This window comes from Streptomyces sp. NPDC051664 (assembly GCF_044453545.1).
Taxonomy (GTDB): Bacteria; Actinomycetota; Actinomycetes; order Streptomycetales; family Streptomycetaceae; genus Streptomyces.
Map to the genome: position 1 here is coordinate 151,087 of NZ_JBITCU010000014.1, position 25,435 is coordinate 176,521.

General features: G+C 70.5%; 24 protein-coding genes and 2 pseudogenes. 12 read left to right on the top strand and 14 right to left on the bottom strand.

Annotated features, from left to right (window positions below):
• The first annotated feature begins 157 nt into the window (after positions 1–157).
• On the top strand, positions 158–475 hold the full coding sequence (locus ACIA8E_RS25340) for a hypothetical protein (RefSeq protein ID WP_399301608.1): 318 nt from the start codon (positions 158–160) through the stop codon (positions 473–475).
• 241 nt (positions 476–716) lie between these two features.
• On the top strand, positions 717–1,238 hold the full coding sequence (locus tag ACIA8E_RS25345) for an ATP-binding protein (RefSeq protein WP_399301609.1): 522 nt from the start codon (positions 717–719) through the stop codon (positions 1,236–1,238).
• A gap of 119 nt (positions 1,239–1,357) precedes the next feature.
• Here the strand turns inward: ACIA8E_RS25345 and ACIA8E_RS25350 are convergent.
• The 3 genes and pseudogenes from ACIA8E_RS25350 to ACIA8E_RS25360 form a co-directional block, all read right to left on the bottom strand.
• Positions 1,358–3,922 (bottom strand): annotated as a pseudogene (locus tag ACIA8E_RS25350) (ABC transporter permease); the annotation flags it as partial.
• A 4-nt stretch (positions 3,923–3,926) separates the two neighbouring features.
• On the bottom strand, positions 3,927–4,697 hold the full coding sequence (locus ACIA8E_RS25355) for an ABC transporter ATP-binding protein (RefSeq protein ID WP_399301610.1): 771 nt from the start codon (positions 4,695–4,697) through the stop codon (positions 3,927–3,929).
• Positions 4,694–4,996, bottom strand: a complete 303-nt coding sequence (locus ACIA8E_RS25360; RefSeq protein ID WP_399301611.1) for an SHOCT domain-containing protein — start codon at positions 4,994–4,996, stop codon at positions 4,694–4,696. The genes ACIA8E_RS25355 and ACIA8E_RS25360 overlap by 4 nt, the downstream gene beginning before the upstream one ends.
• 174 nt (positions 4,997–5,170) lie before the next feature.
• Between ACIA8E_RS25360 and ACIA8E_RS25365 the strand changes: the two are divergent.
• A pseudogene (locus ACIA8E_RS25365) lies at positions 5,171–5,773 on the top strand (phosphotriesterase); the annotation flags it as partial.
• Positions 5,774–5,871: 98 nt separating this feature from the next.
• Here ACIA8E_RS25365 and ACIA8E_RS25370 read toward each other — a convergent pair.
• Complete coding sequence (locus tag ACIA8E_RS25370) at positions 5,872–7,086, bottom strand: ROK family protein (protein ID WP_399301612.1); 1,215 nt, start codon at positions 7,084–7,086, stop codon at positions 5,872–5,874.
• Between the two features lie 239 nt (positions 7,087–7,325).
• On the opposite strand from ACIA8E_RS25370, the gene ACIA8E_RS25375 reads away from it, so the two are divergent.
• The 3 genes from ACIA8E_RS25375 (at position 7,326) to ACIA8E_RS25385 (ending at position 9,816) form a co-directional block, all read left to right on the top strand.
• Positions 7,326–8,543: an MFS transporter gene (locus tag ACIA8E_RS25375; protein WP_399301613.1), complete on the top strand. Its 1,218-nt coding sequence runs from the start codon at positions 7,326–7,328 to the stop codon at positions 8,541–8,543.
• A 121-nt stretch (positions 8,544–8,664) separates the two neighbouring features.
• Positions 8,665–9,033: an SCO4225 family membrane protein gene (locus ACIA8E_RS25380; protein WP_399301614.1), complete on the top strand. Its 369-nt coding sequence runs from the start codon at positions 8,665–8,667 to the stop codon at positions 9,031–9,033.
• 21 nt (positions 9,034–9,054) lie between these two features.
• Complete coding sequence (locus ACIA8E_RS25385; RefSeq protein ID WP_399301615.1) at positions 9,055–9,816, top strand: maleylpyruvate isomerase family mycothiol-dependent enzyme; 762 nt, start codon at positions 9,055–9,057, stop codon at positions 9,814–9,816.
• A 44-nt stretch (positions 9,817–9,860) separates the two neighbouring features.
• Here ACIA8E_RS25385 and ACIA8E_RS25390 read toward each other — a convergent pair whose 3' ends face one another.
• A complete protein-coding gene (locus tag ACIA8E_RS25390) occupies positions 9,861–10,262 on the bottom strand; it encodes a MarR family winged helix-turn-helix transcriptional regulator (RefSeq protein WP_030975065.1) in 402 nt (133 codons plus the stop codon).
• Between the two features lie 87 nt (positions 10,263–10,349).
• Between ACIA8E_RS25390 and ACIA8E_RS25395 the strand changes: the two genes are divergently transcribed.
• Together ACIA8E_RS25395 and ACIA8E_RS25400 are read left to right on the top strand one after the other, a co-directional pair.
• On the top strand, positions 10,350–11,864 hold the full coding sequence (locus ACIA8E_RS25395; RefSeq protein WP_399301616.1) for an MFS transporter: 1,515 nt from the start codon (positions 10,350–10,352) through the stop codon (positions 11,862–11,864).
• Positions 11,865–11,966: 102 nt separating this feature from the next.
• Positions 11,967–12,281, top strand: coding sequence for a DUF6332 family protein (locus ACIA8E_RS25400; protein ID WP_399301617.1), 315 nt, complete (start codon positions 11,967–11,969; stop codon positions 12,279–12,281).
• On the opposite strand, the gene ACIA8E_RS25405 is transcribed toward ACIA8E_RS25400, so the two are convergent.
• The 3 genes from ACIA8E_RS25405 to ACIA8E_RS25415 form a co-directional block, all read right to left on the bottom strand.
• Positions 12,242–12,907 (bottom strand): response regulator, encoded by a 666-nt coding sequence (locus tag ACIA8E_RS25405; protein WP_399301618.1) that lies wholly within the window; start codon positions 12,905–12,907, stop codon positions 12,242–12,244. The two genes, ACIA8E_RS25400 and ACIA8E_RS25405, sit on opposite strands and share 40 nt — an antisense overlap.
• Positions 12,904–14,289, bottom strand: coding sequence for a sensor histidine kinase (locus ACIA8E_RS25410; protein ID WP_399301619.1), 1,386 nt, complete (start codon positions 14,287–14,289; stop codon positions 12,904–12,906). Before ACIA8E_RS25410 ends, ACIA8E_RS25405 begins: the two co-directional genes overlap by 4 nt.
• Before the next feature lie 128 nt (positions 14,290–14,417).
• Positions 14,418–15,155 carry a TetR/AcrR family transcriptional regulator gene (locus ACIA8E_RS25415; RefSeq protein ID WP_399301620.1) on the bottom strand — a complete coding sequence of 246 codons (738 nt, stop codon included), beginning with the start codon at positions 15,153–15,155 and terminating at the stop codon, positions 14,418–14,420.
• A 130-nt stretch (positions 15,156–15,285) separates the two neighbouring features.
• On the opposite strand from ACIA8E_RS25415, the gene ACIA8E_RS25420 reads away from it, so the two are divergent.
• On the top strand, positions 15,286–15,735 hold the full coding sequence (locus tag ACIA8E_RS25420; RefSeq protein WP_399301621.1) for a nitroreductase family deazaflavin-dependent oxidoreductase: 450 nt from the start codon (positions 15,286–15,288) through the stop codon (positions 15,733–15,735).
• 417 nt (positions 15,736–16,152) lie between these two features.
• Here ACIA8E_RS25420 and ACIA8E_RS25425 read toward each other — a convergent pair whose 3' ends face one another.
• Positions 16,153–17,367, bottom strand: a complete 1,215-nt coding sequence (locus ACIA8E_RS25425) for a geranylgeranyl reductase family protein (RefSeq protein ID WP_030920920.1) — start codon at positions 17,365–17,367, stop codon at positions 16,153–16,155.
• Positions 17,368–17,551: 184 nt separating this feature from the next.
• On the opposite strand from ACIA8E_RS25425, the gene ACIA8E_RS25430 reads away from it, so the two are divergent.
• Together ACIA8E_RS25430 and ACIA8E_RS25435 are read left to right on the top strand one after the other, a co-directional pair.
• Positions 17,552–18,916, top strand: a complete 1,365-nt coding sequence (locus tag ACIA8E_RS25430; RefSeq protein WP_399301622.1) for a dipeptidase — start codon at positions 17,552–17,554, stop codon at positions 18,914–18,916.
• Between the two features lie 217 nt (positions 18,917–19,133).
• A complete protein-coding gene (locus tag ACIA8E_RS25435; RefSeq protein ID WP_399301623.1) occupies positions 19,134–19,844 on the top strand; it encodes an MBL fold metallo-hydrolase in 711 nt (236 codons plus the stop codon).
• Here ACIA8E_RS25435 and ACIA8E_RS25440 read toward each other — a convergent pair.
• On the bottom strand, positions 19,803–20,840 hold the full coding sequence (locus ACIA8E_RS25440; RefSeq protein ID WP_399301624.1) for an NUDIX domain-containing protein: 1,038 nt from the start codon (positions 20,838–20,840) through the stop codon (positions 19,803–19,805). The genes ACIA8E_RS25435 and ACIA8E_RS25440 overlap by 42 nt on opposite strands.
• A gap of 198 nt (positions 20,841–21,038) precedes the next feature.
• Here ACIA8E_RS25440 and ACIA8E_RS25445 point away from each other — a divergent pair, with 198 nt between their 5' ends.
• Positions 21,039–21,215, top strand: a complete 177-nt coding sequence (locus ACIA8E_RS25445) for a hypothetical protein (RefSeq protein WP_107063570.1) — start codon at positions 21,039–21,041, stop codon at positions 21,213–21,215.
• Positions 21,216–21,326: 111 nt separating this feature from the next.
• Here ACIA8E_RS25445 and ACIA8E_RS25450 read toward each other — a convergent pair whose 3' ends face one another.
• The 4 genes from ACIA8E_RS25450 to ACIA8E_RS25465 all read right to left on the bottom strand — a co-directional run bounded on the left by ACIA8E_RS25450 (position 21,327) and on the right by ACIA8E_RS25465 (position 25,235).
• Positions 21,327–22,007: a formylglycine-generating enzyme family protein gene (locus tag ACIA8E_RS25450; RefSeq protein WP_399301625.1), complete on the bottom strand. Its 681-nt coding sequence runs from the start codon at positions 22,005–22,007 to the stop codon at positions 21,327–21,329.
• Between the two features lie 84 nt (positions 22,008–22,091).
• Positions 22,092–23,018: a carbohydrate ABC transporter permease gene (locus ACIA8E_RS25455; protein WP_399301626.1), complete on the bottom strand. Its 927-nt coding sequence runs from the start codon at positions 23,016–23,018 to the stop codon at positions 22,092–22,094.
• The gene (locus ACIA8E_RS25460; RefSeq protein ID WP_399301627.1) at positions 23,015–23,929 is read right to left on the bottom strand and encodes a carbohydrate ABC transporter permease; all 915 of its coding nucleotides are present in this window, start codon (positions 23,927–23,929) and stop codon (positions 23,015–23,017) included. The genes ACIA8E_RS25455 and ACIA8E_RS25460 overlap by 4 nt, the downstream gene beginning before the upstream one ends.
• 16 nt (positions 23,930–23,945) lie before the next feature.
• Positions 23,946–25,235: an ABC transporter substrate-binding protein gene (locus tag ACIA8E_RS25465; protein ID WP_399301628.1), complete on the bottom strand. Its 1,290-nt coding sequence runs from the start codon at positions 25,233–25,235 to the stop codon at positions 23,946–23,948.
• Positions 25,236–25,435: the final 200 nt, after the last annotated feature.

Here is a 25,435-nt window from a genome sequence, read left to right on the forward strand (position 1 = left end):
CTTTGGGGGTCCATAGCCCTGCCTTGGCGTCGGCGGCCCGGACGGCTGCCGCCCACCCTGGCGCAATTGCGACATCCGACCCCGATACGGTCTGGTGCACCGGCCGAGCCACATGCAGACTTGCCGTCGGAAGCATGAGGAAGGGGGCGAAGCAGTCATGACGGAAGCGGAGTTCAGCGCGACGGGGGTACGGATCGAACGATGGGCCCGCTCGCTCACGAGGGCCGGGCAGGTGATCGTGAAGGATGGCCGGGTGGTGCTGCTGACCAGCTACGGCCGGGAGATCGACAGCGCCCCGGTAGGGGTGGTCAGCGCGGGCCGCCCTTGGTTCGCCGGTACGGACTCGGCGGTGGCGCGATTCAACGGGACGCGATACCGGCTGACGATGGGACAGCGCGATCACGGGCGGGACCGAACGTGTCCGTCGCACCGGTTCCTCGAGGCACTGCGCACTACGGGCGCCCGACTGGACTGACATCACAGGCCGCCTCGCACAGCCGATATCGCAGGGCCGACGGAGCGGCACTGACGGAACGGGGCCGTCCGGACACCGCAAGTTGCGGAGCCATTACCCCTGAGCGACATTGGATACACGTCACTCATGGTTCACCGGCGGTGACACTGCGATCCAGTCCGCCGGCCCGGGAACGACAGCCGGCTCTCCGCCGACTCCGTTCCGCCGTCTTCTTCCGGACCTATTTCGGGGAGTCGCAGCCGTGATCAGCGAGCCAAGCAGGCACTGCACGGTGGAGCTCCAGGCCCTGCCGTCGCGGATCGGCCAGGTCCGCAGAATCATCTCGGCGCAACTGCGCTACTGGCATCTGGACCCTCTGATCGACCAGGCAGCGCTGGGCGTCACCGAACTGCTGACCAATGTCCACCGGCATGCACAGCCGGACAAAACGTGCACGGTAGAGATCGAGTTCCTGCTCGAACGACTGACTGTCTCCGTCCACGACCACGACCCGCGGCTGCCCACCGTGCGCGAGGCCGACGCGTCCAGCACATCGGGGCGCGGGCTGGCCCTGATCGCCGCGGTCAGCGAGAGCTGGGGGGTCCTGCCGCGGGGCCGGGCCGGGAAGGTCGTCTGGTTCACCCTTCCGGCCCCTTCCCTGTTCGCCGCGGTGCGGCCGCACTCGGTGTACGGGGCGACGACCGACGGTCCGTTCGGTGATGTCGACCCCCCGTCCCTGGAGAGGGTGGCCCACACCGACGCCCGGTCCGCCGCGGTGGGCTGAGGGCTGTCCCGTAATCCCTGGCGGGCGCGTCAGGGCTTCCCTTTCGGATCAGAGACGCCGCGAGGAGCGGAGCGCCCGGAGGCGCTCCGCTCCTCGTACGTCCCGCGGTCGTTCGTCCAATCGGCAGCGATCGCGCGGAGCACGTCCAGGCGTGCCGCACGCCGCGCCGGTCGCCATCCGGCCAGCGCCCCGGCGGTGATCCCCACCAGGGCGACCACCAGGAGCCGTGCCGGCGGCAGCGCGAAGGCGAACGGGGTGTCACCCGCGCCTTCGGACGCCTTGACCAGCACCCAGCCGAGGAATCCGCCGAGCAGCAGGCCACCCGCCGTGCCGAACGCGGCGACCAGGACGGACTCCCAGCGGACCATGGCCCGCAGCTGGCTCCGGGTCTGTCCGACGGCCCGCAACAGGCCCAGTTCCCTGGTGCGTTCATGGATGGCCAGGGTGAGGGTGTTGGCGATGCCGAGCAGCGCGATCAGTACCGCGAGCGCCAGCAGCGCGTAGACCAGTGTGAGCATCATGTCGATGGAGCCGGCCGAGGACTGCGCGTACTCGCCACGGGTCTGTACGTCCGGACTGCCGTACGCCGCCGCGGTCTTCTCCACGGCCGCCTTGCCGTCGGCGGTGGACACCCCGTCCTCGAACGTCACGGCGACCAACGTGTCGGAGTCCTGCGCACGGTGCGGAGCCCACGCCTGCCGGGTGATCACATAGTCGCCCGCCAGCTCCGACCGGTCGTAGAGCGCGCGGACCGTGAAGGTCTGCTGCTTGCCGTCGGTGAAGGTGAGCCGAGCGGGGGAACCGGTGTGCAGATTCCGTTCGGCAGCTTCGGTGCCGGATACGGCGATGCCGTTCGCGCCCAGTGCGTTCATCGATCCCCGGACCGTGCCGAGGTCGAAGACCTTGGCGAGCGCGGCCGGGTCGGTGACGGTCAGGGCGCGCCCCGCCCCGTTCACCTCCGCCACGCCCTTGCCGAGGCCGACCGCGGTGGCCACATCGGGCAGCCGGTCGACGGCGGGGGCGAGCCCGGGGCTGAGCCCGCTGCCACCTGCGCCGAACGCGGGCGCGCTGATGGCGACATCACCGGCGAAGGAGCGGTCCACCGTCTGGTTCATGGTGGCCTTCAGGGAGGCGCCGAAGACCGTAAAGAGCGAGACGACGGCAACGCCGATCATCAGCGCGGTGGCGGTGGCGGCGGTCCGCTTCGGGCTGCGCAGGGCGTTGCGCCTGGCGAGTCCGCCGGTGGCCCCGCGCAGCCGGTCGAGCGGTGCGCCCAGGACCCGTACGGCGTACGAGGAGGCGACGGGACCGAGCACGACGAACGCGGCGAGCGCCAGGACCGCGCCCGCGGCCGACAGCCAGACGGACGGATCGGCCAGGATGCCCGTCAAGATCGCGCCGACGGAGGTGAGCAGCAGCGCGACGCCGGTGACGGTGCGGGTCCGGGAGGCCGCCGAGTCGTCGACGGCGGTCTCGCGCAGGGCCGCGAGCGGTGCGGTGCGTCCCGCGCGAACGGCGGGCAGGAGGGCGGAGCCGAGGCAGACGATGACGCCGACGGCGAGCGGCAGCAGCAGCGAGGCACCGCTGATCACGAGCGCGCCCTCGGGGAACGGGAAGCCGACGGCGGGGAACAGCGCCTGCAGCCCGGCGGCGATGCCGATGCCGGCGGCCAGTCCCGCGGCGGACGCGATCACGCCGACGACGGCGGCCTCGACGAGGGTCGACCCGAGGATCTGCCGGCGGGAGGCACCGAGGGCGCGCAGCAGGGCGTTCTCCCTGGTGCGCTGCGCGACGACGATCGCGAACGTGTTGTGGATGGAAAAGGTCGCGACCAGCAGGACGATCCCGGAGAACACCAGCAGCAGCGTGGTGAACAGGCCGAGAAACGCGCCGGAGATCATGTCCTGGTTCTCCGCGGCGGAGGCCTGGCCGGTGATGGCCTCGGTGTCCTCGGGCAGCACCGGAGTCAGCGCGTCCACCAGCTCCTGCTGGCTGGTGCCGGGCCCGGCACGCACGAGGATGCCGGCGGCCTCGCCGGGTTTCGGGGTGAGGTACTTCTCGGCGTCGGCCTGCGTCATCGCGGTGTAGGTGACCTGCCCCATGCCGTCCTCGCCGCCGAAGGTGGCCAGGCCGACGACCGTGACACGCACGGGGTCCGGGGTGCGCAGCACGGTCGTGTCGCCGATCTTCAGCCCGCCCCTGTCGGCGGTACCGCGGTTGATGACGACCTCACCGGACGCGGACGGGGCGCGCCCTTCGGCGAGTTCGTACGGGTTGAGCTCCGGGTCCTGGATCCAGTTGCCCGCGAGGGTGGGCGGGCCCTGGCCGCCGATGGGTTTGCCGTCGGCGCCGATCAGTTGGCCGGCGCCCTGGATGTCGACTGCCGCGGCGACGCCGGGTGTCTGTTCGATCTTCTTCACCAGGGTGGTGCTCACCGGCTGCCGGGTGCCCTCCCCTTCGCCGGACACCGTCACCACATTGCGGCTGCGGACGACCGCGTCCGTACCGCTCGCGGCGTCGGCGAACATCGTGTCGAAGCTCGCCCGCAGGGTGTCGCCCATGACGAGCGTGCCCGCGAGGAAGGCGACACCGAGCAGTACGGCGGTGAAGGTGCCGGCGAACCGGCGCTTGTGCGAACGGAGCGAGGAGACGCTGAGGCGCACGGATGCGCGGGTGCTCGTCATGACGTCACCGCCGTCGTGCCGGGTGTGAGGTCGAAGGCCTTGAGCCGGTCGAGTACGCGCTCCGCGGTGGGATCAGGCATCCGGTCGACGAGGCGTCCGTCGGCGAGGAAGACGACCTCGTCGGCGTGGGCGGCGGCGACCGGGTCGTGGGTGACCATGACGACCGTACGGCCGGTCTGCCGGACGGTGCGGCCGAGGAGCCGCAGCACCTCCTGGCCGGATCGGGAGTCGAGATTGCCGGTCGGTTCGTCGGCGAACACGACATCGGGGCGTCCCGCGAAGGCGCGGGCCACGGCGACCCGTTGCTGCTGCCCCCCGGAGAGTTGCCGGGCCGGTGGTGCAGCCGGTCCCGCAGGCCCACGGTGTCGATGAGGGCGTCGATCCACTCCTGGTCACCGCGCTCGCCGGCGAGGTCCATGGGGAGGGTGATGTTCTCGGCGACCGTGAGGGTCGGGATCAGGTTGAAGGCCTGGAAGACGAAGCCGATGCGCTGCCGGCGCAGCAGAGTGAGCCTGCGGTCGTCGAGCGCGCTGAGGGCGGTGTCGCCGATGAGGGCGGAGCCGGAGGTGAGGGTGTCGAGTCCGGCGGCGCAGTGCATCAGGGTGGACTTGCCGGAGCCGGAGGGCCCCATGATCGCGGTGAAGCGGCCGGCCGGGAAGTCGACGCTCACCCCGTCCAGAGCCCTGACCTCGGTGTCGCCCGTGCCGTAGATCTTCACGGCGTCGACGACGCGGGCGGCGGTGGAGGTGGCCGTGGAGCTGACCGTGGTGGTCATGCGACACCTCCCCGACCGGTACGGCCGAACTGCTCGTCCAGCACGGAGAGCCGTTGCCAGTACTCGTCCTCGTCGATCTCGCCCGCCGCGAAACGACGTCCGAGCAGGGTGATGGGCGACTGTTCGCCGGGGAGACCCGGAGCGCCGTGAGCGGTGCGCAGGCCCCACGCGCCAGGCCGGCCGCCGCGCCGGCCGGTACGGCGCAGCACGGTGACAACGGTGACGACGACGGCCGCCCAGATCAGCGGGAAGAGGAGGATCCACGGTCCGGGTCCACCGGAGTACGCCAGGGTGTTCATCTCGGTCAGCTCCCTCGGTGCGAGGTTCTGTTGTGTTGTTGTTCTGTCGCTGACGAGCCTGGCTCCGGGAGGGGGTCCGAGTCGTCGTACGGCCAGCGGCCGTGTGCGTACCCCCGTGGGAGTACGCGGCCATGGGGCAGCTGCTCCCGCTGACCGGCCAAGATCCGCCCCACACCGGAGTTGCTCGACCGTGTCCGGGACGGCCTGGCCGACCTCTTCGTCACGGAGCTGACGACAGGCATCGGCACCACGGGAGTACGGGCGGGGCTGATCAAGGTCGCGGGCGCCTTACACACCGTCGACGACCATGCCCGGCTCACCATGGCAGCGGCCGCCGACGCCCACGGACGGACGGGTGCACCGATCGCGGTCCATCTGGAGCTGGGCACGGCGGCACTCGATGTACTGGACCTGCTGTGCGAGGAGTTGGGAGTGGCTCCCCAGCACGTGATCCTCCGCCACCTGGGCCGGCCGCCGGACGGCTTCACCCAGCGTGAGGCGGCGCGTGCGGGGGCCGTTCTCGCCTTCGACGGTCCGGCGTGGGCGAACCACGCGACGGACCGGCGCCTGCCGGAGGAGCTCGCGGCGCCGGCCGACGCGGGGTCAGGCGGGCAGCTGCTGCTCGTTGGCGACACCACGGTGCCGGAGACGCCGGGGATGCCGCATCTGCTGCGCCGGTTGCGGCCGCGGCTCCAACACACCCTGGGGGAGCAACTGTTGGACGCGATACTGGTCGAGAACCCGGCGCGGGCGTTCGCGTTCGGGGCGAACGCGTAGTCCTGCCGCCCGTGCGCGAGCGCGCGTCGCTGCGGGTATGCGGGCTCCGCGGAGCGGCGGCACGCGGCTTCCCCCACCGGCGCTCCGCGGCCGCCGGTTCAGGCCAGCGCGGCCAGCGGGTCGTCGAGAACCGGCTGCCAGGCCAGTTCGGCCGCGCCGACCAGGCTGTTGTGATCGAGGGTGCACGGCAGGATCGGCACGCTGCCGCTGCGCCCCCACAGGCTGCGATCGGCGACGACGGCGCGCAGCCGCTCCGGGTCGGCGTCGAGCAGTGCGCGGTGCAGTCCGCCGAGGATGATCCGGTCCGGGTTGAGGATGTTGACGAGTCCGGCCAGTCCGAGGCCGAGCCGGTCGATGAGTTCGTCGGACGCGGCCCGTACCGCCGCGTCGTCGTACTCCGTGCGCAGCAGGTCGCTCGCCTGCTTGAGCAGTGACTCCTCGGGGCCCGGTTCGCGGCGGGCGGCGACGAGGAAGGCCAGCGGGTCGGTCTCGACGTCGAGGCAGCCGCGCCCGCCGCAGTGGCACGGACGCCCCTCGGGGTTCACGGTGAGATGGCCGACCTCGAGGGCCAGCCCCGAACTGCCGGTGTGCAGACGACCGTCGAGGACGAGGGCGCCGCCGACGCCTCGGTGGCCCGTGGCCACGCAGAGCAGATGCTGAGCTCCGCGTCCGGCGCCGTGCCGGTGCTCGGCGAGCGCGGCGAGGTTGACATCGTTTCCGGTGAACGCGGGGCCGGGGATGCCCGCTTGACGTACACACGTGGCGAAGATCTCACGGACCTGGGAACCTGCCGGCCAGGCGATGTGCAGCGGGTTGAGAGCGGTGCCCTCCGGTTCGGCCACGGCGGAGGGGACGGCGAGGCCCGCACCGACGCAGCGCAGCCCGCTGTCGCGCAGCAAGCGGGCGCATGCGTCGACGACTTCGCCCACGACCTGGGCCGGGTCCGATGTGACGGTGACACAGCCGGGATCCGTTGCGACGAGCCGGCCACCGAGCCCCACCAGCGCGGCACGGAACCCGTCGGCATGCACCTGCGCGGCGATGGCGACCGGGCCGGACTCGCGGATGGCCAGCCGGTGCGAGGGGCGGCCCTGCGAACCTGCCGCGGAACCGGGGCTGGAGTCGACGCGGATGAGACCGAGCGCCTCCAGCTCCGCGGCGACGGCACCGGCGGTCGCGCGGGTGACGCCGAGCTCGGAGGTGAGCACGGCGCGGGTGGGCGCGCGTCCTGTGTGGACCAGTTCCAGGGCGGGCCCGAGCGCGCTCCGGCCCCTCTCCAACTTCGTCCGGGTGGTGGTCGCCTTGCCGTTCATGGGGGCGAGTCTCCCATGATCCGGAGCGACTGCCGACGCTCCGGTCGGGCGCTCCTGCCCGCGTGCTGCCACGGCGGACGCCGTTCCGGCCCGCGGCGGCCACCCCTCCTGGACACCGTGATCACCCCTTCCCGTCGCTGTCATTGCTCCTCCAGGGCACCGTGATCGCACCTTCCGACCGTCGGCCCTGGCGGTCCGCCGTCTTGCGTCCCTTGTCCACGGGCCCCTATGCTTCTTTTGTGCCGCAACTAAACAAACTGCGGACGGCCCTACCGGGGGGACCAGGCGGAGACACCGCCCCACCCTCGTCGGCCCGCCTCCGTACCGCGCTGACCGTGTTCTTCGCCCTAGACGGTTTCCTCTTCGCCGGCTGGGTGGTCCGCATCCCGGCCATCAAGCACCAGACCGGCGCCTCCGCATCCACTCTCGGCCTCGCCCTGCTCGGGGTCTCCGCCGGAGCCGTCATCACCATGATGCTCGCCGGAAGGCTGTGCAGGCGGTTCGGCAGCCACCCCCTGACGGTGGTCTGCGGAGCGCTCCTCTCGCTCGCCATCGCCCTGCCCGCGCAGACGCATTCGGCCCTCGCGCTCGGTCTGGTCCTGCTGGTCTTCGGCGCCGCGTACGGCGCGTTGAACGTCGCGATGAACAGCGCCGCGGTCGATCTGGTCGCCGGGCTGCGGCGCCCGGTGATGCCGAGCTTCCATGCGGCGTTCAGCCTCGGCGGCATGCTCGGCGCCGGGCTCGGCGGACTGGTCGCGGGCGGCCTCTCCCCCGCGACCCATCTCTTCATCCTCACCGGGGCCGGACTGCTGGTCACCGCCGCCGCCGGACCGACCCTGCTCCGGCACCCGGCTCCCCGGACGACGACCGCGGCGGACCCTGCCGGGCCGCCACGCCGGATGGCGGGGCGGGCCCGCAACCTGGTCCTGCTGTTCGGCGTGATCGCGCTCTGCACCGCGTACGGGGAAGGGGCCCTGGCCGACTGGAGCGCGCTCCATCTGGCTCAGGACCTGCACGCCCGTCCGGGCGTCGCTGCCGCCGGATATTCGCTGTTCGCCCTGGCCATGACCGCCGGCAGGCTCACCGGTACCGCCCTGCTCGAACGGCTCGGCCAGACCCGTACGCTCGTCGCGGGCGGCGCGACGGGCGCGGCCGGGATGCTCCTCGGATCGCTGGCACCGACCACCTGGCTCGCCCTTCTGGGCTTCGCCGTCGCCGGACTCGGCCTGGCGAACATCTTCCCCGTCGCGGTCGGCCGGGCCGGCGAGCTGGCCGGCCCGAGCGGAGTGGCCGTCGCGTCGACGATCGGCTACGGCGGGATGCTGCTCGGGCCGCCCGCGATCGGGTTCCTGGCCGACTGGTTCTCGCTGCCGCTGGCCCTCACGACGGTGGCGGTGCTCGCCGGCGCCGCGGCGGCGCTGGGGTACGCGGCACGGCATGCGACGGCCCGCACCTGATCGCCGTACGCGCGACAGACCTCCACTACACGCACAGCTGCCCGGTTGAGTAGGCGTACTCAGGCAGGACCGGCTCCCCGGCCGCACGATGGAGGCATCGACCATCCACGGGGAGCAGGCCATGAACAAGCCGGTCATGAACAAGCAGCACCTCCGCACGCTCGCACGGCTGACCTTCGGCAATGCCGCCTCGCTGATCTACCTCGGGGTGGTGCTGGCGGCGGCGGTGTTCGTCGCCGTGGACACACTGTTCGTCCCGCACGAGGACGCCTCGTTCGCGGGCGTCTGGCTGTTCCTGCTCGCGGCGCCGACGGTGTTCGTGTTCTTCGTCGGCAGCGAGCTGTGGGGAGCGGACGCGGCCGGACCGGCCTGGTTCATATATCTCGCCCTCGTCGTGTCCGTCCTCGTGCAGGCGCTTGCCCTCGGCTGGTTCGTACGGTTGGTGCGCGGCGGGGGACAGTCCCGTTCCGCCCATCCCCAGGGCGTCTGAGCCACTGGCACAATCTCCGTCATGGAGACCACGGACCACGTCAAGTCCCTCATGGACGCAGGACACTTGCTGTCCGCCGCGGCGGAGCAGGCCGGGCCCGGCGCTTCGGTGCCGACCTGCCCGGGCTGGCAGATGCGCAATCTGCTCCGGCACACCGGCATGGTGCACCGCTGGGCGACCGCGTACGTCGCCGAGGGGCACACCTCGTACCACCCCGACGGGGGCGAACCCCAGCTGGACGGCGGGGAGTTGCTCGAATGGTTCCGCGAGGGGCACAGCCTGCTGGTGAACGCGCTGGAGAGTGCCTCGGCCGACCTGGAGTGCTGGACCTTTCTGCCCGCAACCTCCCCGCTGGCGTTCTGGGCACGGCGGCAGGCCCACGAGACGACGATTCACCGGGTGGACGCCGAGTCCGCGCGTGGCGGCCCGCTCTCGGGCGTGGCGGCCGGTCAGGCGCTGGACGGGATCGACGAGCTGCTGCGCGGGTTCCACGCCCGCCCGAAGAGCAGGGTGCGCACCGATGCACCACGCACGCTGCGGGTACGCGCCACGGACACGGGCGACGCATGGACGGTACGGCTCTCGTCGGAGCCGCCGCAGGCCGTACGCGAATCGGAGGCCGACGTACACCGAGCGGGGTCCGGCGACTGCGAATTGAGCGGGACGGCCGAGGGGCTCTATCTGACGCTCTGGAACAGGCTGCCGCTCACCGCGGTCACGGTGACGGGCGACCGGGGACTGGCCCGCCTGTGGTGCGATAACTCCGGGGTCACCTGGTCCTGACGGACCTACGGGAACGAGGGACCCTGCCGAGGCCGGTACCGCACTCAGCCGGTCGCGCCGTCCAGCATCCGGGCGAGCACCGACCGCTGCAGCGGCTTGACCTCGGCATGACGCGCCCTGCCCTTCGCCGTCAGCTCGACCCGGACTCCGCGCCGGTCCTCGCTGCACATCCCGCGACACACGAGGTCGTCCTTCTCCAGCCGTGCGACCAGGCGTGACAGCGCACTCTGGCTGAGATGGACCCGGGAGGCCAGCTCCTGTACTCGATAGGCGGCACCGCCGTCCTCCGCCGCGCCCTCCGCGAGGACGTCGAGCACCTCGAAGTCGCTGGCGCCGAGGCCGTGCCGGTGCAGCTCACGATCGAGCTCGCACAACGTCCTGGCATGCAGCGCAAGGATGTCCCGCCACTCCTCGACGAGCACCCGCTCGGGTTTGTTCGCTGCCATGACCGCACGTTAGCAGAGATGGAGCCGTTTGTTGCATCGGAATTAAATGCACTTGCATTCAATGCGTATGCATGTACCTTCGTGGTCATGACCTCTCCGCTCAACGTCTCCGATCCCCATGCGCGTTGGAGCCCGCGCCTGTGGGGCACCCTGCTCGTGCTCTGCGCCGCGATGTTCCTGGACGCGCTGGACGTCTCCATGGTCGGCGTCGCTCTGCCGTCCATCGCCGACGACCTCGACCTGACCACCTCGACCCTGCAGTGGATCGTCAGCGGATACATCCTCGGCTACGGCGGACTGCTGCTCCTCGGCGGCCGCGCGGCCGACCTGCTCGGCAGGCGCCAGGTCTTCCTGATCGCGCTCGGCGTCTTCGCCCTCGCCTCGCTGCTCGGCGGATTCGTCGACTCCGGGCCGCTGCTGATCGCCAGCCGCTTCATCAAGGGGCTGAGCGCCGCGTTCACCGCACCGGCCGGGCTCTCGATCATCACCACGACGTTCAAGGAAGGCCCGCAGCGCAACCGCGCGCTGTCCATCTACACCACGTGCGCGGCCACCGGCTTCTCCATGGGCCTGGTGCTGTCCGGTCTGCTCACCCAGCTGTCCTGGCGCTGGACCATGCTGCTGCCCGCCCCCATCGCGCTGATCGCCCTGGTGGCGGGGCTGAGGCTGATCCCGCACAGCGACCGCGAGGACAACCATCGGGGTTACGACCTGCCGGGCGCCGTCACCGGCACGGCCTCCATGCTGCTGCTGGTGTTCACCGTCGTCCAGGCCCCGGAGGCCGGCTGGACCTCCGCCCGGACCCTGCTGTCGTTCCTCGCCGTCGCCGTACTGCTGACCGTCTTCGTCACCATCGAGCGACGCACCGCGAACCCGCTGATCCGGCTCGGCGTGCTGCGCTCCGGCAGCCAGGTCAGGGCGCAGCTGGGCGCCGCTGCGTTCTTCGGCAGTTACGTCGGCTTCCAGTTCCTGGTCACCCAGTACATGCAGTCGCTGCTCGGCTGGTCGGCCCTGCAGACGGCGCTGGCGTTCCTGCCCGCGGGGGTGCTGGTCGCGCTGTCGTCGACGAAGATCGGTGATGTGGTCGACCGGTTCGGGACGCCGCGTGTGATCGCGGCCGGCTTCACCTTCCTTGTCGTCGGCTACGGGCTCTTCCTGCGGATCACCCTCACCCCGTCGTACGCGGCGGTCATCCTTCCCTCGATGCTGCTGCTGGGCGCGGCCTGCGCACTGACCTTCCCGTCGCTCAACATCCAGGCCACCAACGGGGTCGACGACGACGAGCAGGGCATGGTGTCGGGCCTGCTGAACACCTCGATCCAGGTCGGCGGGGCGATCTTCCTGGCCGTCGTGACGGCGGTGATCACCGCGCACGGCAGCGGCGACGGCTCCTCGCAGGCGGTCCTCGACAGCTATCGGCCGGGCCTCGTGGTGGTGACGGCGATCGCGTTCGCCGGGCTGCTGATCACGCTGACCGGGCTGCGTCGCCGCAGGCCCGTGCAGCACTCCGTGCTGGTCGCGTCGTCCGAGGGCGACCGGGCCGCCGCCGAGGCATCGGCCGCCCGGCAGTCGGCTGCACAGAAGGTGGCGGTCCGGGACTGACCGACCCGGCACTGCCCCCATGGCTGACCGGCGAGGGGGAACGGGGCGGTGGACGGCGAGGCATCCCTGTCGGTCGCCCACCGCCCCTGTGACACTTCGGACATGGGACGCCGAAGTCAGGAAGACCGGGACGCCGTGACCGTCGAGATCGGTTTCGCCCTGGTGAGCGCTGCCTTTCTGGCCGCGGCCGCGTTCGTCGCGGTCGCCGCGCCCACCGTGTACCTCGATCTGCCCCGTACGGCCGAACATCTACTGGACCGGATCGGGGCCGTCGTCGCAGCCGTCGTCTTCGTCGCCCGCCTCGTCGATGTGCTGTGGGGCTTTCCCCGCCGGGGCAGTCGGCGTCCGGCCGCCACGCACGGCCCGCAGGCCCCGTCTCAGCCGAGCCAACCGGGGCGTACGAGCCCCGACTCATAGGCGAGCACCACGAGTTGGGCCCGATCGCGGGCACCGAGCTTCACCATGGTGCGACTGACATGGGTCTTGGCGGTGAGCGGGCTGACGACGAGTCGGCGGGCGATCTCCTCGTTGGAGAGACCGATGCCGACCAGCGCCATCACTTCCCGTTCCCGTTCGGTGAGTTCGCTCAGTCCCGTCGCGGCCGCAGGCTCCTTGGAGCGGGCCGCGAACTCGGCGATCAGCCGTCGGGTCACTCCGGGCGAGAGCAGGGCGTCGCCGCCCACCACGGCGCGTACCGCCCGCAGCAGCTCCTCGGGTTCGGTGTCCTTGACCAGGAAGCCGGAGGCGCCGGAGCGGATCGCCTCGAAGACGTACTCGTCGAGCTCGAAGGTGGTGAGCATGACCACCTTGACGTCGTCGAGCTCCGGATCCCCGGTGATCCTGCGGGTGGCGGCGAGGCCGTCGAGATGCGGCATCCGGATGTCCATCAGCACGGTGTCCGGCCGCAGTTCGCGCACCAGACGTACGGCCTCCTCGCCGTCGGCGGCCTCCCCCGCCACCTCGATGTCCGGCTGGGCGTCCAGCAGGGCGCGGAAACCGGCCCGAACCAACAGCTGGTCATCGGCGAGCAGTACGCGGATCACGGTGTCTCCTCCGTCGTGTCCTGCACAGTGTCCCCCGTCGCGTTCCGTGTCGTTTCCTGCGCGGGGCCCCCCGTCGCGTCCAGGGCGGTGCCTTCCGGTGACGCCGGGCGCAGCGGAAGCTCGGCCTGTACCCGGAAGCCGCCGTCGGGCCGGGGCCCCGCTTCGATCGAGCCGCCCAGCGCGGCGGCCCGCTCCCGCATGCCGGCCAGCCCGTTGCCGCTGCCCCCGGCGTCACTGCCGGTGGCGGGTCCGTCGTCGTCGACACGGAGCCGGATGCGGCCGGCCCCGTAACCGATCCGGACCCGCGCGCCGCGCGAGCCCGAATGCCGCACCACATTCGTCAGCGCCTCCTGCACGATCCGGAAGGCCGCCAGATCCGCACCGGGCGGGACGGCGTTCCGTACACCGTCCGTCTCCACCGTGACGGTAAGTCCGGCACTCGCCGCCTGATCGACCAGCTCGGGCAGCCGGTCGAGGCCGGGGGCCGGGGCCCGGGGCGCGTCGCCGGGGGTACGGAGCGTGTCGAGGACCTGACGGACCTCGCCGAGCGCCTCCTTGCTGGCTGCCTTGATCGTGGTGAGGGCCGTACGCGCCTGCTCGGGGTCGGAGTCGAGCAGCGCGAGTCCGACGCCCGCCTGCACATTGATGACGGAGATGCTGTGGGCGAGCACGTCATGGAGCTCCCGGGCCATGCGCAGCCGCTCCTCGTCGGCCCGCCGTTTCTCCGCAGCGTCCCGTTCGGCCCGCTGTGCTGCCCACTGCTCACGGCGTACGCGCACGAACTCCGCTGCCGCGACGATCGCCACCACCCAGGCGGCGACGCCCAGTTCCTGCCCCCATGGTGCGGCCGAGTCGCCGCTCGGCGGCAGCCAGCGGTAGAGCCAGTGGGCCACCAGCAGATGCCCCACCCACACCATCCCCACCGCCGACCAGGCGGCCCGCCGGTGCCCCGCGACAACGGCGCTGAAGCATCCGACGGCGACGGCCAGGAAGACCGGACCGTACGGATAACCGGCCCCGAGGTAGATCATGGCCGCGGCAGCGGAGACGAACACCGTCAGGACGGGGTGGCGGTGGCGCAGCAGCAGTACGGCGACAGCGATGAAGAGCAGCGCCCGGGCGAAGAGGTCCAACGGGGCGCGCTCGCCGAGCTGGCCCCGGGCCGCGACGGACGAGCCGATCATGACGATCGCGCCGAGCAGGAGGGTGGACGGCCACGGCAGGCGGGCGGCGGACCGCGCGCTCCTCGCTGTCAGCCAGCGCGGTGACCCGCCGTGCTCCCACGGTCCGCCGGGGCCCGCGTGCATCCAGGACCGCCGCTGCGGCGGTCCGCCCTGCACCCGAGGGGGACCGCCGCTTCCGTGTGAGCGCTGCTCTTCCATACCGGCAACGCTAGACGGAGGGCCACGGCAGCGGCGTCAGCCGGGCGTGGTGATCACGGATACTCCCAGCGGAGTACGCCGCCGGCGCGGCGTACGAGCGGGGGCGGGAGCAAGGGGCCGCGGCGGGCTCAGGTGCCGGTGCCCATCTTGCGGCCGCCCCGGTCGCCGAGCAGTCCGACGTGACGCGCCAGTTCACCGACGGCCTGCCGGAAGAAGGCCTCCCGTGCCTCGACGACGCGGTTGAACTGCCCGAAGATCTCGAAGGAGATCAGCCCGAAGAGCTGCGACCACGCGGCCACGAGCGGGGGGACCACCGCCGGGGGGAGGTCGGGAGCGAGGTCGGCCGCCATCCGTTCGGCCTCGGAACGCAGCTCGGCGGCGAGCGGCGGCAGCGCGAGACCGTCCGTGCGGTGGGCGTCGCCGACGATCGCGATGAGGACGAGGCCGACGCGGGAGGCGGGGCCGATCGTCGCCTGGGGCGCGGTGTAACCGGGCACCGGCGAGCCGTAGATCAGACCGTACTCATGGGGGTGGGCGAGGGCCCATTCGCGTACCGCACAGGCGACCGCGGTCCAGCGGGCGAGGTGGCGGGCCGGGGCGGACGGTCCTGCGCAGGATGCCCGGTCGGCGGCTTCGGCGGCCTCTCCCACCGCGTCGTACGCATCCACGATCAAGGCCGTGAGCAGCTCGTCGCGGCTGGGGAAGTAGCGGTAGAGCGCGGACGAGACCATGCCCAGTTCACGGGCGACGGCGCGCAGCGAAAGTCTTGCGGCGCCGTCGGCCGCGAGCTGCTTCCTCGCCTCGTCCTTGATGGCGGCGGTGACTTCGATACGGGCCCGTTCCCTGGCTCCTCGGATGGCGCTCATGGTGATCAGTCTGCCATGAACCTGGAGCACCGACCAATAACGAGAGCAATGCTCTTGCATTTGAGCAGTAAGCCCGTGCACACTGATCTCAAGCGAGAGCAGCGCTCACACTTTCCGAAGGGGAATCTCGATGTCCGTGCACGTTCAGAAGCCCGGCTGGTTCACCGTCAACGTCTTCAACCGCACCGTCGCCTGGATCACCCGACGCGGCATCAGCGTCTGGGGCTCGCGGGTCCTGGCGGTCCGCGGCCGCAAGAGCGGCGAGTGGCGCCGCACCCCGGTCAACCTCCTGACCGTGGACGGCCTGCAGTACCTCGTCGCGCCCCGTGGCCACGTCCAGTGGACGCACAACATGCGCGCGGCCGGGGGCGGCGAGCTCCATCTGGGCAAGAAGGTCGACGTCTTCACCGCCACCGAGGTTCCCGACGACGAGAAGCCCGAACTGCTGCGCGCGTACCTCAAGCGGTGGAAGGCGGAGGTCGGCGTCTTCTTCGGCGGCATCGGCCCGGACTCGTCCGTCGAGGAGCTGCGCCGCATCGCCCCCGACCACCCGATCTTCCGGGTAACGATCGAGGCCTGACGGACCGGAGTACCTGCATCCGGCCCGGGACCGGGCCGGCCGCGCCCTGCGCCGTCCCTCCGGCCCACCGCTGAGGACCTTCCAGCCCGTCCCGGCCGCCACGTACCTGCCGGTCCGCCTTTCCGAACCTTCCGGCTTCGCCGGACTCCGCGGGCATTCGGCCCGCCGGTGGTGCGGAACCTTCCCCTGGTCCGTCCAGGGTCTTTCGCTCGGGTCAGGCTGGATCAGATAGGGCTCGCCGCGGAGCGGCTGATGTCACCGTGGTGCGCGCAGCCGCAAGGCGGAGGAAAGTGCCCACGCGGAGCGAATGAGGTCTCCCCTGCTCGAGCGAAGCCGAGAACTGGGCGAAGACCGACGACAACGCCGCAGATGTGCGTGCCGGACCCCCCGAGCCCAGCATGACCCAGACGAGAGGCCTTAGCGGTCCATCGCCGACAGTGCCCGCTGTGCCAGCGGATGCGTACGGACCAGCTCGGCCAGCGAAGTCGTCCCGCGGGTGATCCCGGCGAACGCCTTCCAGGCCGGGCGGAATCCGGTCAGCACCGCGTGCAGTATGCCCGGGCGGCGCTCGAAGAGCTTCAGCATGCGCCTGCCGACACCCATCTCGACACCCAGTCCGGCCTTGATGGCGAACGCGTAGTTGAGCGCCTGGCGGCGGGCGTCCACCGCGTCGTGCGACTCCGCGATCCGGACCGCCCACTCACCGGCGAGCCGCCCCGAACGCAGCGCGAACGAGATGCCTTCACGGGTCCACGGTTCCAGCAGGCCCGCCGCGTCGCCGCAGACGAGCACCCGCCCGCGCGACAGCGGCGAATCGTCGCTGCGGCAGCGCGTGAGATGGCCGGAGGAAATCTTCGGCTCGAAACCGGCGAGGCCGAGCCGGGCGATGAAGTCCTCGAGATACCGCTTGGTCCCCGCGCCATCACCGCGCGCCGAGATCACACCGACGGTCAGGGTGTCGCCCTTCGGGAACACCCAGCCGTAACTACCGGGCATCGGGCCCCAGTCGATCAGCACCCGCCCCGCCCAGTCCTCCGCGACCGTGGCCGGGACCGGGATCTCCGACTCCAGGCCGAGGTCCACCTGGTCGAGCTTCACCCCGACATGGGCTCCTATGCGTCCCGCGCTGCCGTCGGCGCCGACGACTGCACGAGCGAGGACGGTCTCGCCGCCGGACAGCACCACGGCGACCGTGCGCCGGTCCGGGACCGCGGCGCCGTGCTGCTCGACCCGTGTCACCGTCACTCCGGTCCGGAGTTCGGCGCCCGCCTTCTGCGCCTCCTCGACCAGGCCCGCGTCGAACTCGGGCCGGTTGATGAGCCCGAAGAGCATCCGCTTGGAACGGCGCGTCCGTGCCAGCCTGCCGTTGAGCGAGAACGTCACCGCGTGGATCCGGTCCTGCAACGGCAGTTCGAACCCGGGCGGCAGCGCATCACGCGAATACCCGATGATGCCGCCGCCGCAGGTCTTGTACCGGGGCAGTTCCGCCTTCTCCAGCAGCAATACCCGCCGGCCGGCAACCGCCGCCGCGTATGCCGCGGAGGCTCCGGCCGGTCCGGCGCCGACTACGACGACGTCCCACACGGACGACTCTTCCAGCTCACGTCCGGCGTCTGCGTTCTCGCTGCTCACGATGTGCTTCTGCTCCCGATCCCGACCAGTGGTCCACACTGCTCACGGCATCCTACGGCGCGTTGCGGCCGTCCCCCGCTGTGGGAGGATCGACCGTGCGTTCGCCATACATGCAACGCCGCACCCACGGCGTTCGTGCAGACGGATTCGTACACATAACGTCGCACCCACGAGGAGCGTGCCCATGACCGCCCATCCGATTTCCGAGACTGTCGCCTCGCTGATGCCCCGCGCCAAGGCGGAGCTGGCCGAGCTGGTGGCCTTCCAGTCGGTGGCGGATCCCGCGCAGTTCCCGAAGAGCGAATGCGAGGCGGCCGCCAACTGGGTCGCCGACGCGCTTCGCGCCGAGGACTTCCAGGACGTCGCCCTGCTCGACACCCCCGACGGCACCCAGTCGGTCTACGGCTTCCTGCCGGGTCCGGCCGGCGCCCCGACCGTGCTGCTCTACGCGCACTACGACGTGCAGCCGCCGCTCGACGAGTGCGCCTGGCTCTCCCCGCCGTTCGAGCTGACGGAGCGCGACGGCCGCTGGTTCGGCCGCGGCGCGGCGGACTGCAAGGGCGGCTTCGTCATGCACCTCCTCGCCCTGCGCGCGCTCAAGGCGAACGGCGGCGTCCCGGTTTCCGTCAAGGTGATCGCCGAAGGCTCGGAGGAGCAGGGCACCGGCGGTCTGGAGCGGTACGCGGAGGCGCACCCCGATCTGCTGGCCGCGGACACCATCGTCATCGGCGACACGGGCAACTTCCGGGTCGGTCTGCCGACGGTCACCGCGACGCTGCGCGGGATGACGATGCTCCGCGTCACCCTCGACACCCTCGAAGGCAACCTGCACTCCGGACAGTTCGGCGGCGCAGCGCCCGACGCACTGGCCGCGATGATCCACTTGTTGGCGTCGCTGCGCGCCGAGGACGGCACCACGACCGTCGACGGGCTCGCCACGGACGCCGACTGGGAGGGACTGCAGTACCCGGAGGCCGAGTTCCGCACCGACGCGAAGGTGCTGGAAGGTGTGGAGCTGATCGGGACGGATACGGTCGCCGACCGCATCTGGGCCCGACCGGCCGTCACCGTCATCGGCATCGACTGCCCGCCCGTGGTCGGCGCGACGCCGTCTCTGCAGGCGACGGCGCGGGCGCAGGTCAGCCTGCGGGTGCCGCCGGGCCAGGACGCCGCCGAGGCGACGCAGCTGCTGACCGCCCATCTGAAGGCGCATGCCCCGTGGGGTGCACGGGTGGCCGTCGAGCAGGTTGGCCAGGGCCAGCCGTTCCGCGCGGACATCTCCAGCCCGGCGTACACCTCGATGGCGCAGGCCATGGAGACCGCCTACCCCGGCGAGAAGATGCAGTCGTCCGGCATGGGCGGCTCGATCCCGCTCTGCAACACTCTCGCGACGCTCTACCCGGAGGCGGAGATCCTGCTGATCGGCCTGAGCGAGCCGGAGGCCCAGATCCACGCGGTGAACGAGAGCGTGTCGCCCGAGGAGCTGGAGCGGCTGTCGGTCGCCGAGGCGCTGTTCCTGCAGAACTACGCGGAGTCCAAGCGGGCCTGATCCCGCGTTGCTCCCGCCGGCCCGGCACCGGTGGGAGCACCTCCTCGGCGGCGTACGCGCGGGCCCGGGTGCTGCGCCGCGACGAGCCAGGAGGTTCGCCGCCTTCTGCGAGGCGAGCGTCGCCGCAGCGCCCCCGGCGGTCCGGTTCGCGCTGGGCGAAGCTCGCCCAGCGCGTAGATCCGCCCGGCGGGCGGCCGCGGTTGCGTACGTTCGCGGCATGGATCTCGTAGAGGTGCTCCCCCAACTGCATATGTTCCGCTTCCCCGTCGGCCAGGCGTATCTCTGGCGCGACGGTGCGGAGCTGACCCTGATCGACGCGGGCGACATCAACGCGGCGCCTGCCATCGAGGACGCGGTGCGCGGTCTCGGCCTGGATCCGGCCGGGATCGGCCGGATCGTCATCGCGCACGGGCATCGCGACCACTACGGCGCGGCTCAGGAGCTTGCCGACCGGTACGGGGCCGAGATCCTGGCCCACCACCTCGACGCCCCGGCGATCCGCGGTGCGGAGCGGATCCCCGATCCGGTACTGCTCGACTGGGAACGGCCCCTGTACGAGCATGCGCTGACCGTGCCCGCGGCCCCGCCGACCCGGGTCGACCGTGAGGTGGCCGACGGCGAGGAGCTCGTCTTCGGCGGCAGGGCCCGCGTGGTCCACTCCCCCGGCCACACGCCCGGCTCCCTCGCGGTCCATCTGCCGCACCACGGTGTGCTGTTCACGGGCGACTGTGTGGCCGGGGTGGGCCGGGTGATGCTGGGTGTCTTCAACACCGACCGGGCCGAGGCCCTGGCCTCGTTCCGGCGGCTGGCCGCGCTGGCACCGTCCACCGTCTGCTTCGGGCACGGCGATCCGCTGACCGTCGACGCGGCGGCGGTGCTGCGGGCGTCAGCCGACCGGGACTCCGGCTTCCAGGTTGAGCACGGTTGACCGCTCGCGGGCCCGCAGGGCCCAGCGAAGCCGTTCGTACCGGACGGGCGGCAGCATCGTCGCGGCCTCCGCCTCGGTGACGAACCGCCAGCCGCGCAGTTCGGAGCCGGGCAGCCGCAGCCGGTCGGCTTCCTCGCGGCTCAGCAGGCCGCCGTCGAAGAGCAGCCGCAGTCCTCCGTACCCGGGCGGGTTCGGCGGCTCCCAGTCGACGACCAGCAGTTTCGGTATCCGATCGAGCCGTATCCCGATTTCCTCGGCCACTTCCCGTATCCCGGCCTGGGCCGGTGCCTCGCCTGGCTCCACCACTCCGCCGGGGAACTCCCAGCCCGGCTTGTACGTGGGGTCGACGAGCAGGACCCGGTCGTGTTCGTCGAAGAGCAGCACCCCGGCGGCGAGCGTCTCGGCGGTCGGCTCTGGCGTCTGTACGATCTCGCACGCGCCGGCCGCGCCGGTGCGTACGGCCTCGGCGATGCGCTCGGCCGTCTCCTGCGGGGTCAGTGTGCTGGTGTCGATGGTGTGGGCGTCCGCGGTGATCCAGTCGAGGGCCGCCCGGTAGGGCTCGATGTGCTCGTAGGCCCACTGCCGTACGCGTTCGCTCGCTTCCGGGTCGTCCGGTACTTCCTCACGACCGGCGATCCGCTGCCGCAGGATCGTTTCCTCAGGTGAGAGCAGCACATGACGCACCGGAATGCGTCTGGAGGCGAGCCCTCCGAATATCTCGTCGCGGTACTCCTGCCGCAGCAGCGTCATCGGCACCACGAGCACCCCCGGCAGCTCGGCGAGCAGAGCCGCCGCGGTGTCCACCACCATCCGCCGCCAGATCGGCAGATCCTGGTAGTCGGTCACCTCGGCCAGCCTCTTCTGGGGCAGCAGGTTCCGCAGCGCCCCGCCGATCAGTTCGGGGTCGTAGAAAGTACTGTTCGGGATCAGATCGATCAGTTCGCGCGCGGCGCTCGTCTTGCCCGCGCTGAACGCACCGTTGACCCAGACGATCACGGTTCCCCCTCTTCCGTAGCCCCCTGTGGCTTGCCCGCAACACCCTGCCGCGAAAACCCGACCGTGGCGATCCTGTTGCACGAACGGGGCCGCTGGAAGCCGTCGACGGGCGTCCCACTGTACGAGTCCGGACGTCCGCCCGGCCGTAACGACGACGGCGGGAGGTCGTTGGAGCCGTCGAGGGCAAGGGGGTACACCGTGCGGCGCACAGTACTGGAGCGGTTCCCGGCGGGCGGTCCGCGGGGCAGCTGGCCTGCGGAGGAGTTCGCGGCAGCACGCCGCGTCGAGGGCATGGCGGCCGAGGTCGTGATGGACCTGGAGGAGGACGCGTTCCTGGTGGTCGTACCGCAGCAGTCGGCGGACCGGGGGCATTGATCCGGCCCGTGGGAGTCGCCGAGTCAGCGGGCTCGGTCGGATGCCGCGGGGAGCCCCCGGCGGTCCGTGCGCAGCGGGCAGCGGGAGTTCATGTCGCAGGCGACGTCGCTCTCAAAGTTCGGAGAAGACGGAACGCGCGATGCGGAATCCCACGTCGTCGACCTGGAAGGTCGGGTGGCTCCGGCGCCGCACCGAGGCCCGGCAGCTCCAGTGCTCGTCGAACCACCCACCGCCACGCAGCACCCGATAGGTGCCGTAGACCTCGGCATCGTAGATGTCCCAGCACCACTCCCAGACGTTGCCCAGCATGTCGTGCAGGCCCCACGCGTTGGGCTGCTTGCCGCCCACGTCGTGAATCCGCTCGTGCGAGTTGCCGCGATACCAGGCGATCTCGTCGAGCCGCCCGTACCGCGCGTCGGCCGTACCGGCACGACAGGCGTGCTCCCACTCGGCTTCGGTCGGCAGCCGGTATCCGTCAGCAGATGTGTCCCACTCGATGCCCTCGTCGTCGGCATGGAGGCGATAGGCGGGGGCCAGCCCCTCGCGTCGGGACAGGGCGTTGCAGAACCGGACCGCGTCCCACCACGTAACGCCCTCGACGGGCAACCGTTCGCCCTGCCCACTGCTCGGCCGTCCACCGGTGATCTGTGCATACTGCGCCTGCGTGGTCGGGAACGCAGCCAGCCGATAGGGCGCAAGATCGACCGACCAGCTCCGCTGCGTCCGCCGATCCGACAACGTCACGCGCCCCGGCGGGACCGCAATCATCTCGTTCGCTGCGTTCACGTCCATGGGCAGGCGATCATAGTAGGTCGTGATCCAACAGCACCGCCCACAGTGGCTTGTGACAGATCATCAGAGACGGGCACGGGAGCTCTACCCTTTGCTCGACCCCAGCGTCAGCCCCGCGATGAAGTGGCGCTGGAGCAGCAGGAAGACCACGAGCGTCGGCAGGGCGACGATCACCGAGCCCGCGGCCAGGAGGTTGTAGTCCGTGAAAAACTGCCCGCGAAGGTTGTTGAGGGCCGAGGTGATGGGGAGCTTGTCGCCGTCGGAGACGAAGACGAGTGCCCAGAGGAAGTCGTTGTACATCCAGGTGAACTGAAGTGTGCCGAGCGCGGCGAGAGCCGGGCGGCACAGCGGCAGGGTGATCCGCCAGTACTGCGTCCAGACGCCCGCGCCGTCGACGATGGCGGCCTCGAGGATCTCCTGCGGGAGTGTGCGCATGAAGTTGGCGAGGACGAAGACGCAGAAGCCGATCTGGAAGCCGATCTGCACGACGACGACGGCCCAGTAGGAGTCGTACATCGTCATCGAGTCGGACATCCAGTACGGCAGGGGGATGCGGTTGAACACCACGTACAGCGGTGTCACGATCACCTGCTGCGGCAGCAGGTTCCCGGCCGTGAAGAGCATCAGCAGGACGAGCCCGCCGCGCATTTTCAGCCGGGCCAGCGCGAAGGCCACGAACGAGGCGAGGAAGAGCGTGACGAGTACCCCGGGGACGGCGATGATCATCGTGTTGACGAAGTACTTCGTCATCCCCGAGTCGGTGAACGCCTGCCGGTAGTAGTCGAACGAGAGATGCTTCGGCAGCGAGAAGTAGCCGTACTCGGAGGTTTCTTCGTACGGCCGCAGCGAGGCGTACACCGCGAGCAGCAGCGGGGCGAGGAACGCGAGCGAGACCGCCATCAGGAAGGCGTGCACCCCGAGCCGGCCGGGGCGGATTCTGCGGCGCCCGACTGCGGGTGCCGAAGGCGCGGGCTGTGCGGCGGGGCGGGCGGGGGCGGTGTCGACGGTCATCGGTTCTTCTCCCCTCGGAGCTCCTGGACCAGGTACGTCACGACGAATCCGAGGGAGACGGTCAGCAGGACGACGGCGATGGCGGAGCCGAAGCCGACCCGGCTGGCCTCGCCGATGATGTTGTCGGTGACGAGCACCGAGAGCAGTTCGAGTCCGTTGCGGCCGTGATTGACGGCGTACACGATGTCGAAGGCGCGCAAGGACTCGATGACGGTGATGACGCCGACGATGACGTTGACCGGCCGCAGTGTGGGAAAGACGATGCGGAAGAAGGTCTGGGCCTCGCTCGCCCCGTCGATGGCGGCGGCTTCTTTCAGCGAGGTGTCGACGGCCTTGAGCCCGGCGAGGTAGAGGATCATCACATAGCCGGTGTGCCGCCAGGCCGCGGCGAGCAGGACCATCCAGATGTTCAGGTCCGGGTCCCCGAGCCAGTCGGTCGGCGACTTGGTGTCCCCGATGATCGCGTTGAGGGCGCCCTGGTCGCGGGAGAAGATGAGCTGCGCGATGAAGCCGACCACGGCGAGCGACAGCACGACCGGCATGTACAGCGTCGACTGGTAGAAGCGGCTGAACCGCACGCCCCGGTCGATGAGTACGGCGAGGAACAGTCCGAACGGCGCGGCGACGAGGCCGAGGAAGGCCAGCCAGAGCAGGTTGTGCCGGGCGGCGGGCCAGAACTGCGGGTAGTTGGTGAAGAGGTTCGCGTAGTTCTGCGTACCGACCCACTTGATGTCACCGATGCCGTCCCAGCTGGTGAAGGAGAGCACGACGGAGGCGAGGGTCGGGCCCCACACGACGGCGATGTCGAGCAGGACCGGTATGCCGAGCAGCAGACCGATGACGACGAGGTCGCGGCCGGAGAATCGCCGCGGGCCCCGTCGTTCGGTTCGCCGCCCCGAGAGGAACGACACGGTCGGTACTCCAGGTTCAGTCGGAGGCGAAGATGGTCTTCTTCTGCCGCTCGATGCCGTTGACCAGACCGTCCACATCGTTCGGGTTGCTGATGAACTGCTGGATGGCCGGGATCATGACGGTCGAGGCGAAGTCCGGCCGGGTGTCGCGGTCCAGGAACTGCGAGATCTGCTTCGCGCCGGAGACGAGCTCCACGGCCTTCTTCTGCAGCGCCGAGTACTGGGAGATGTCAGCCTGGTCGTTGACCGCGATGTTGTTGGGGTCACTCTTGAGGTAGATGTCCTCGGCCTTGCCGGTGGCCAGCCACTTCAGGAGGTCCTTGGCGCTCTCCACGTTCTTCTTGTTCTTGAGGTTCTTGGACTTCTTCGCCAGCAGGAAGCCGTCGATGGGGGCCTCGACCGCGTCCTGGCCGTGTTCCGGGTTGATGACCGGGAACGGGAAGAAGTCGATGTCCTCCTGCTCACCCTTCGGGAACTGGGCACCGGGGTGCGGCAGGCCGAAGACCGCCATGCCGGCTTCCTTCTTCTGCAGGCTGGTCGCGGCCTCCTGCCAGGTGCGGCCGTTGGCGCCCTGCTGGCAGTACGGGAGGAGCCGTCGCCAGGTGTCGAAGACCTCCTTGACCCGCTTGTCCGTCCAGGCTGCCTCGCCGGCCATCAGGCTCTTGTGGAACTCGTAGCCGTTGGTCCGCATGTTGATGTAGTCGAAGGTGCCCATCGCGGGCCAGCCGTCCTTGTCGCAGAACGCGATGGGGTCGAGCTTGTCCTTCTTCATCTGCTTGGCGAGCGCCACGTACTCGTCGAGCGTCTTGGGCGCCTGGTAGCCACGGTCGGCGAAGAGGCTCTTACGGTGGAAGACGGCCCACGGGTAGTAGTAGTACGGCGTGAGGTACTGCTTGCCGTCCTCACCGGTGGACTGGGCCTTCAGCGCTTCCGAGAAGCCCTCGTAGTGCTGCCAGTTGTCGCTGATGTCGTACAGCAGACCCTTCTTGGCGAAGAACTGCATCCGGTAGCCGGCGAACCACATGAAGACATCGTCCGGATTGCCCTGCAGGTACTTGTTGATGTTCTCCTGGAAGGTGTTGTGGTCGACGGTGTTCACCGCGATCTTGCGGCCACCGGACTGCGCCTCGTACGCCTTGAACGCATCGGCGAACGCCTTCTTCGGAATGGGGTCGGACGAATTCGACCCCAGGTGGATCGTCTTGCCGTCACCACCGGGGCCACTGCCGCATGCGGTGAGCAGCGAAGGCAGCGTGATCGCGCCCGCACCGACTGCCGCACCCCGCAACAGACTTCGCCGGGACATCCGATGTCCTGCCACACTGCCCGGCACGTCTGAACTGTCGTACGAAGAGTGCGCCATGACCCCCTCCTCCGGGATGCCAACCCAACACAACCGAACGTGCGCTTGGATCTCACCCTCAAGCCAAGGTGTCGTCAAGGGTTTTGACGAGATACCGAACAACCGTTACGGCTCCCCTTCCAACAGACTTCAACACGCCCTAA

Bases quoted from the DNA above. Each gene is read 5' to 3' on its own strand.
- ACIA8E_RS25340 (WP_399301608.1), top strand. From the start codon at position 158: ATGACGGAAGCGGAGTTCAGCGCGACGGGGGTACGGATCGAACGATGG.
- ACIA8E_RS25355 (WP_399301610.1), bottom strand. From the start codon at position 4,697: ATGACCACCACGGTCAGCTCCACGGCCACCTCCACCGCCGCCCGCGTC.
- ACIA8E_RS25360 (WP_399301611.1), bottom strand. From the start codon at position 4,996: ATGAACACCCTGGCGTACTCCGGTGGACCCGGACCGTGGATCCTCCTC.
- ACIA8E_RS25370 (WP_399301612.1), bottom strand. From the start codon at position 7,086: ATGAACGGCAAGGCGACCACCACCCGGACGAAGTTGGAGAGGGGCCGG.
- ACIA8E_RS25380 (WP_399301614.1), top strand. From the start codon at position 8,665: ATGAACAAGCCGGTCATGAACAAGCAGCACCTCCGCACGCTCGCACGG.
- ACIA8E_RS25385 (WP_399301615.1), top strand. From the start codon at position 9,055: ATGGAGACCACGGACCACGTCAAGTCCCTCATGGACGCAGGACACTTG.
- ACIA8E_RS25390 (WP_030975065.1), bottom strand. From the start codon at position 10,262: ATGGCAGCGAACAAACCCGAGCGGGTGCTCGTCGAGGAGTGGCGGGAC.
- ACIA8E_RS25395 (WP_399301616.1), top strand. From the start codon at position 10,350: ATGACCTCTCCGCTCAACGTCTCCGATCCCCATGCGCGTTGGAGCCCG.
- ACIA8E_RS25400 (WP_399301617.1), top strand. From the start codon at position 11,967: ATGGGACGCCGAAGTCAGGAAGACCGGGACGCCGTGACCGTCGAGATC.
- ACIA8E_RS25410 (WP_399301619.1), bottom strand. From the start codon at position 14,289: ATGGAAGAGCAGCGCTCACACGGAAGCGGCGGTCCCCCTCGGGTGCAG.
- ACIA8E_RS25415 (WP_399301620.1), bottom strand. From the start codon at position 15,155: ATGAGCGCCATCCGAGGAGCCAGGGAACGGGCCCGTATCGAAGTCACC.
- ACIA8E_RS25420 (WP_399301621.1), top strand. From the start codon at position 15,286: ATGTCCGTGCACGTTCAGAAGCCCGGCTGGTTCACCGTCAACGTCTTC.
- ACIA8E_RS25430 (WP_399301622.1), top strand. From the start codon at position 17,552: ATGACCGCCCATCCGATTTCCGAGACTGTCGCCTCGCTGATGCCCCGC.
- ACIA8E_RS25435 (WP_399301623.1), top strand. From the start codon at position 19,134: ATGGATCTCGTAGAGGTGCTCCCCCAACTGCATATGTTCCGCTTCCCC.
- ACIA8E_RS25450 (WP_399301625.1), bottom strand. From the start codon at position 22,007: ATGGACGTGAACGCAGCGAACGAGATGATTGCGGTCCCGCCGGGGCGC.
- ACIA8E_RS25455 (WP_399301626.1), bottom strand. From the start codon at position 23,018: ATGACCGTCGACACCGCCCCCGCCCGCCCCGCCGCACAGCCCGCGCCT.
- ACIA8E_RS25465 (WP_399301628.1), bottom strand. From the start codon at position 25,235: ATGTCCCGGCGAAGTCTGTTGCGGGGTGCGGCAGTCGGTGCGGGCGCG.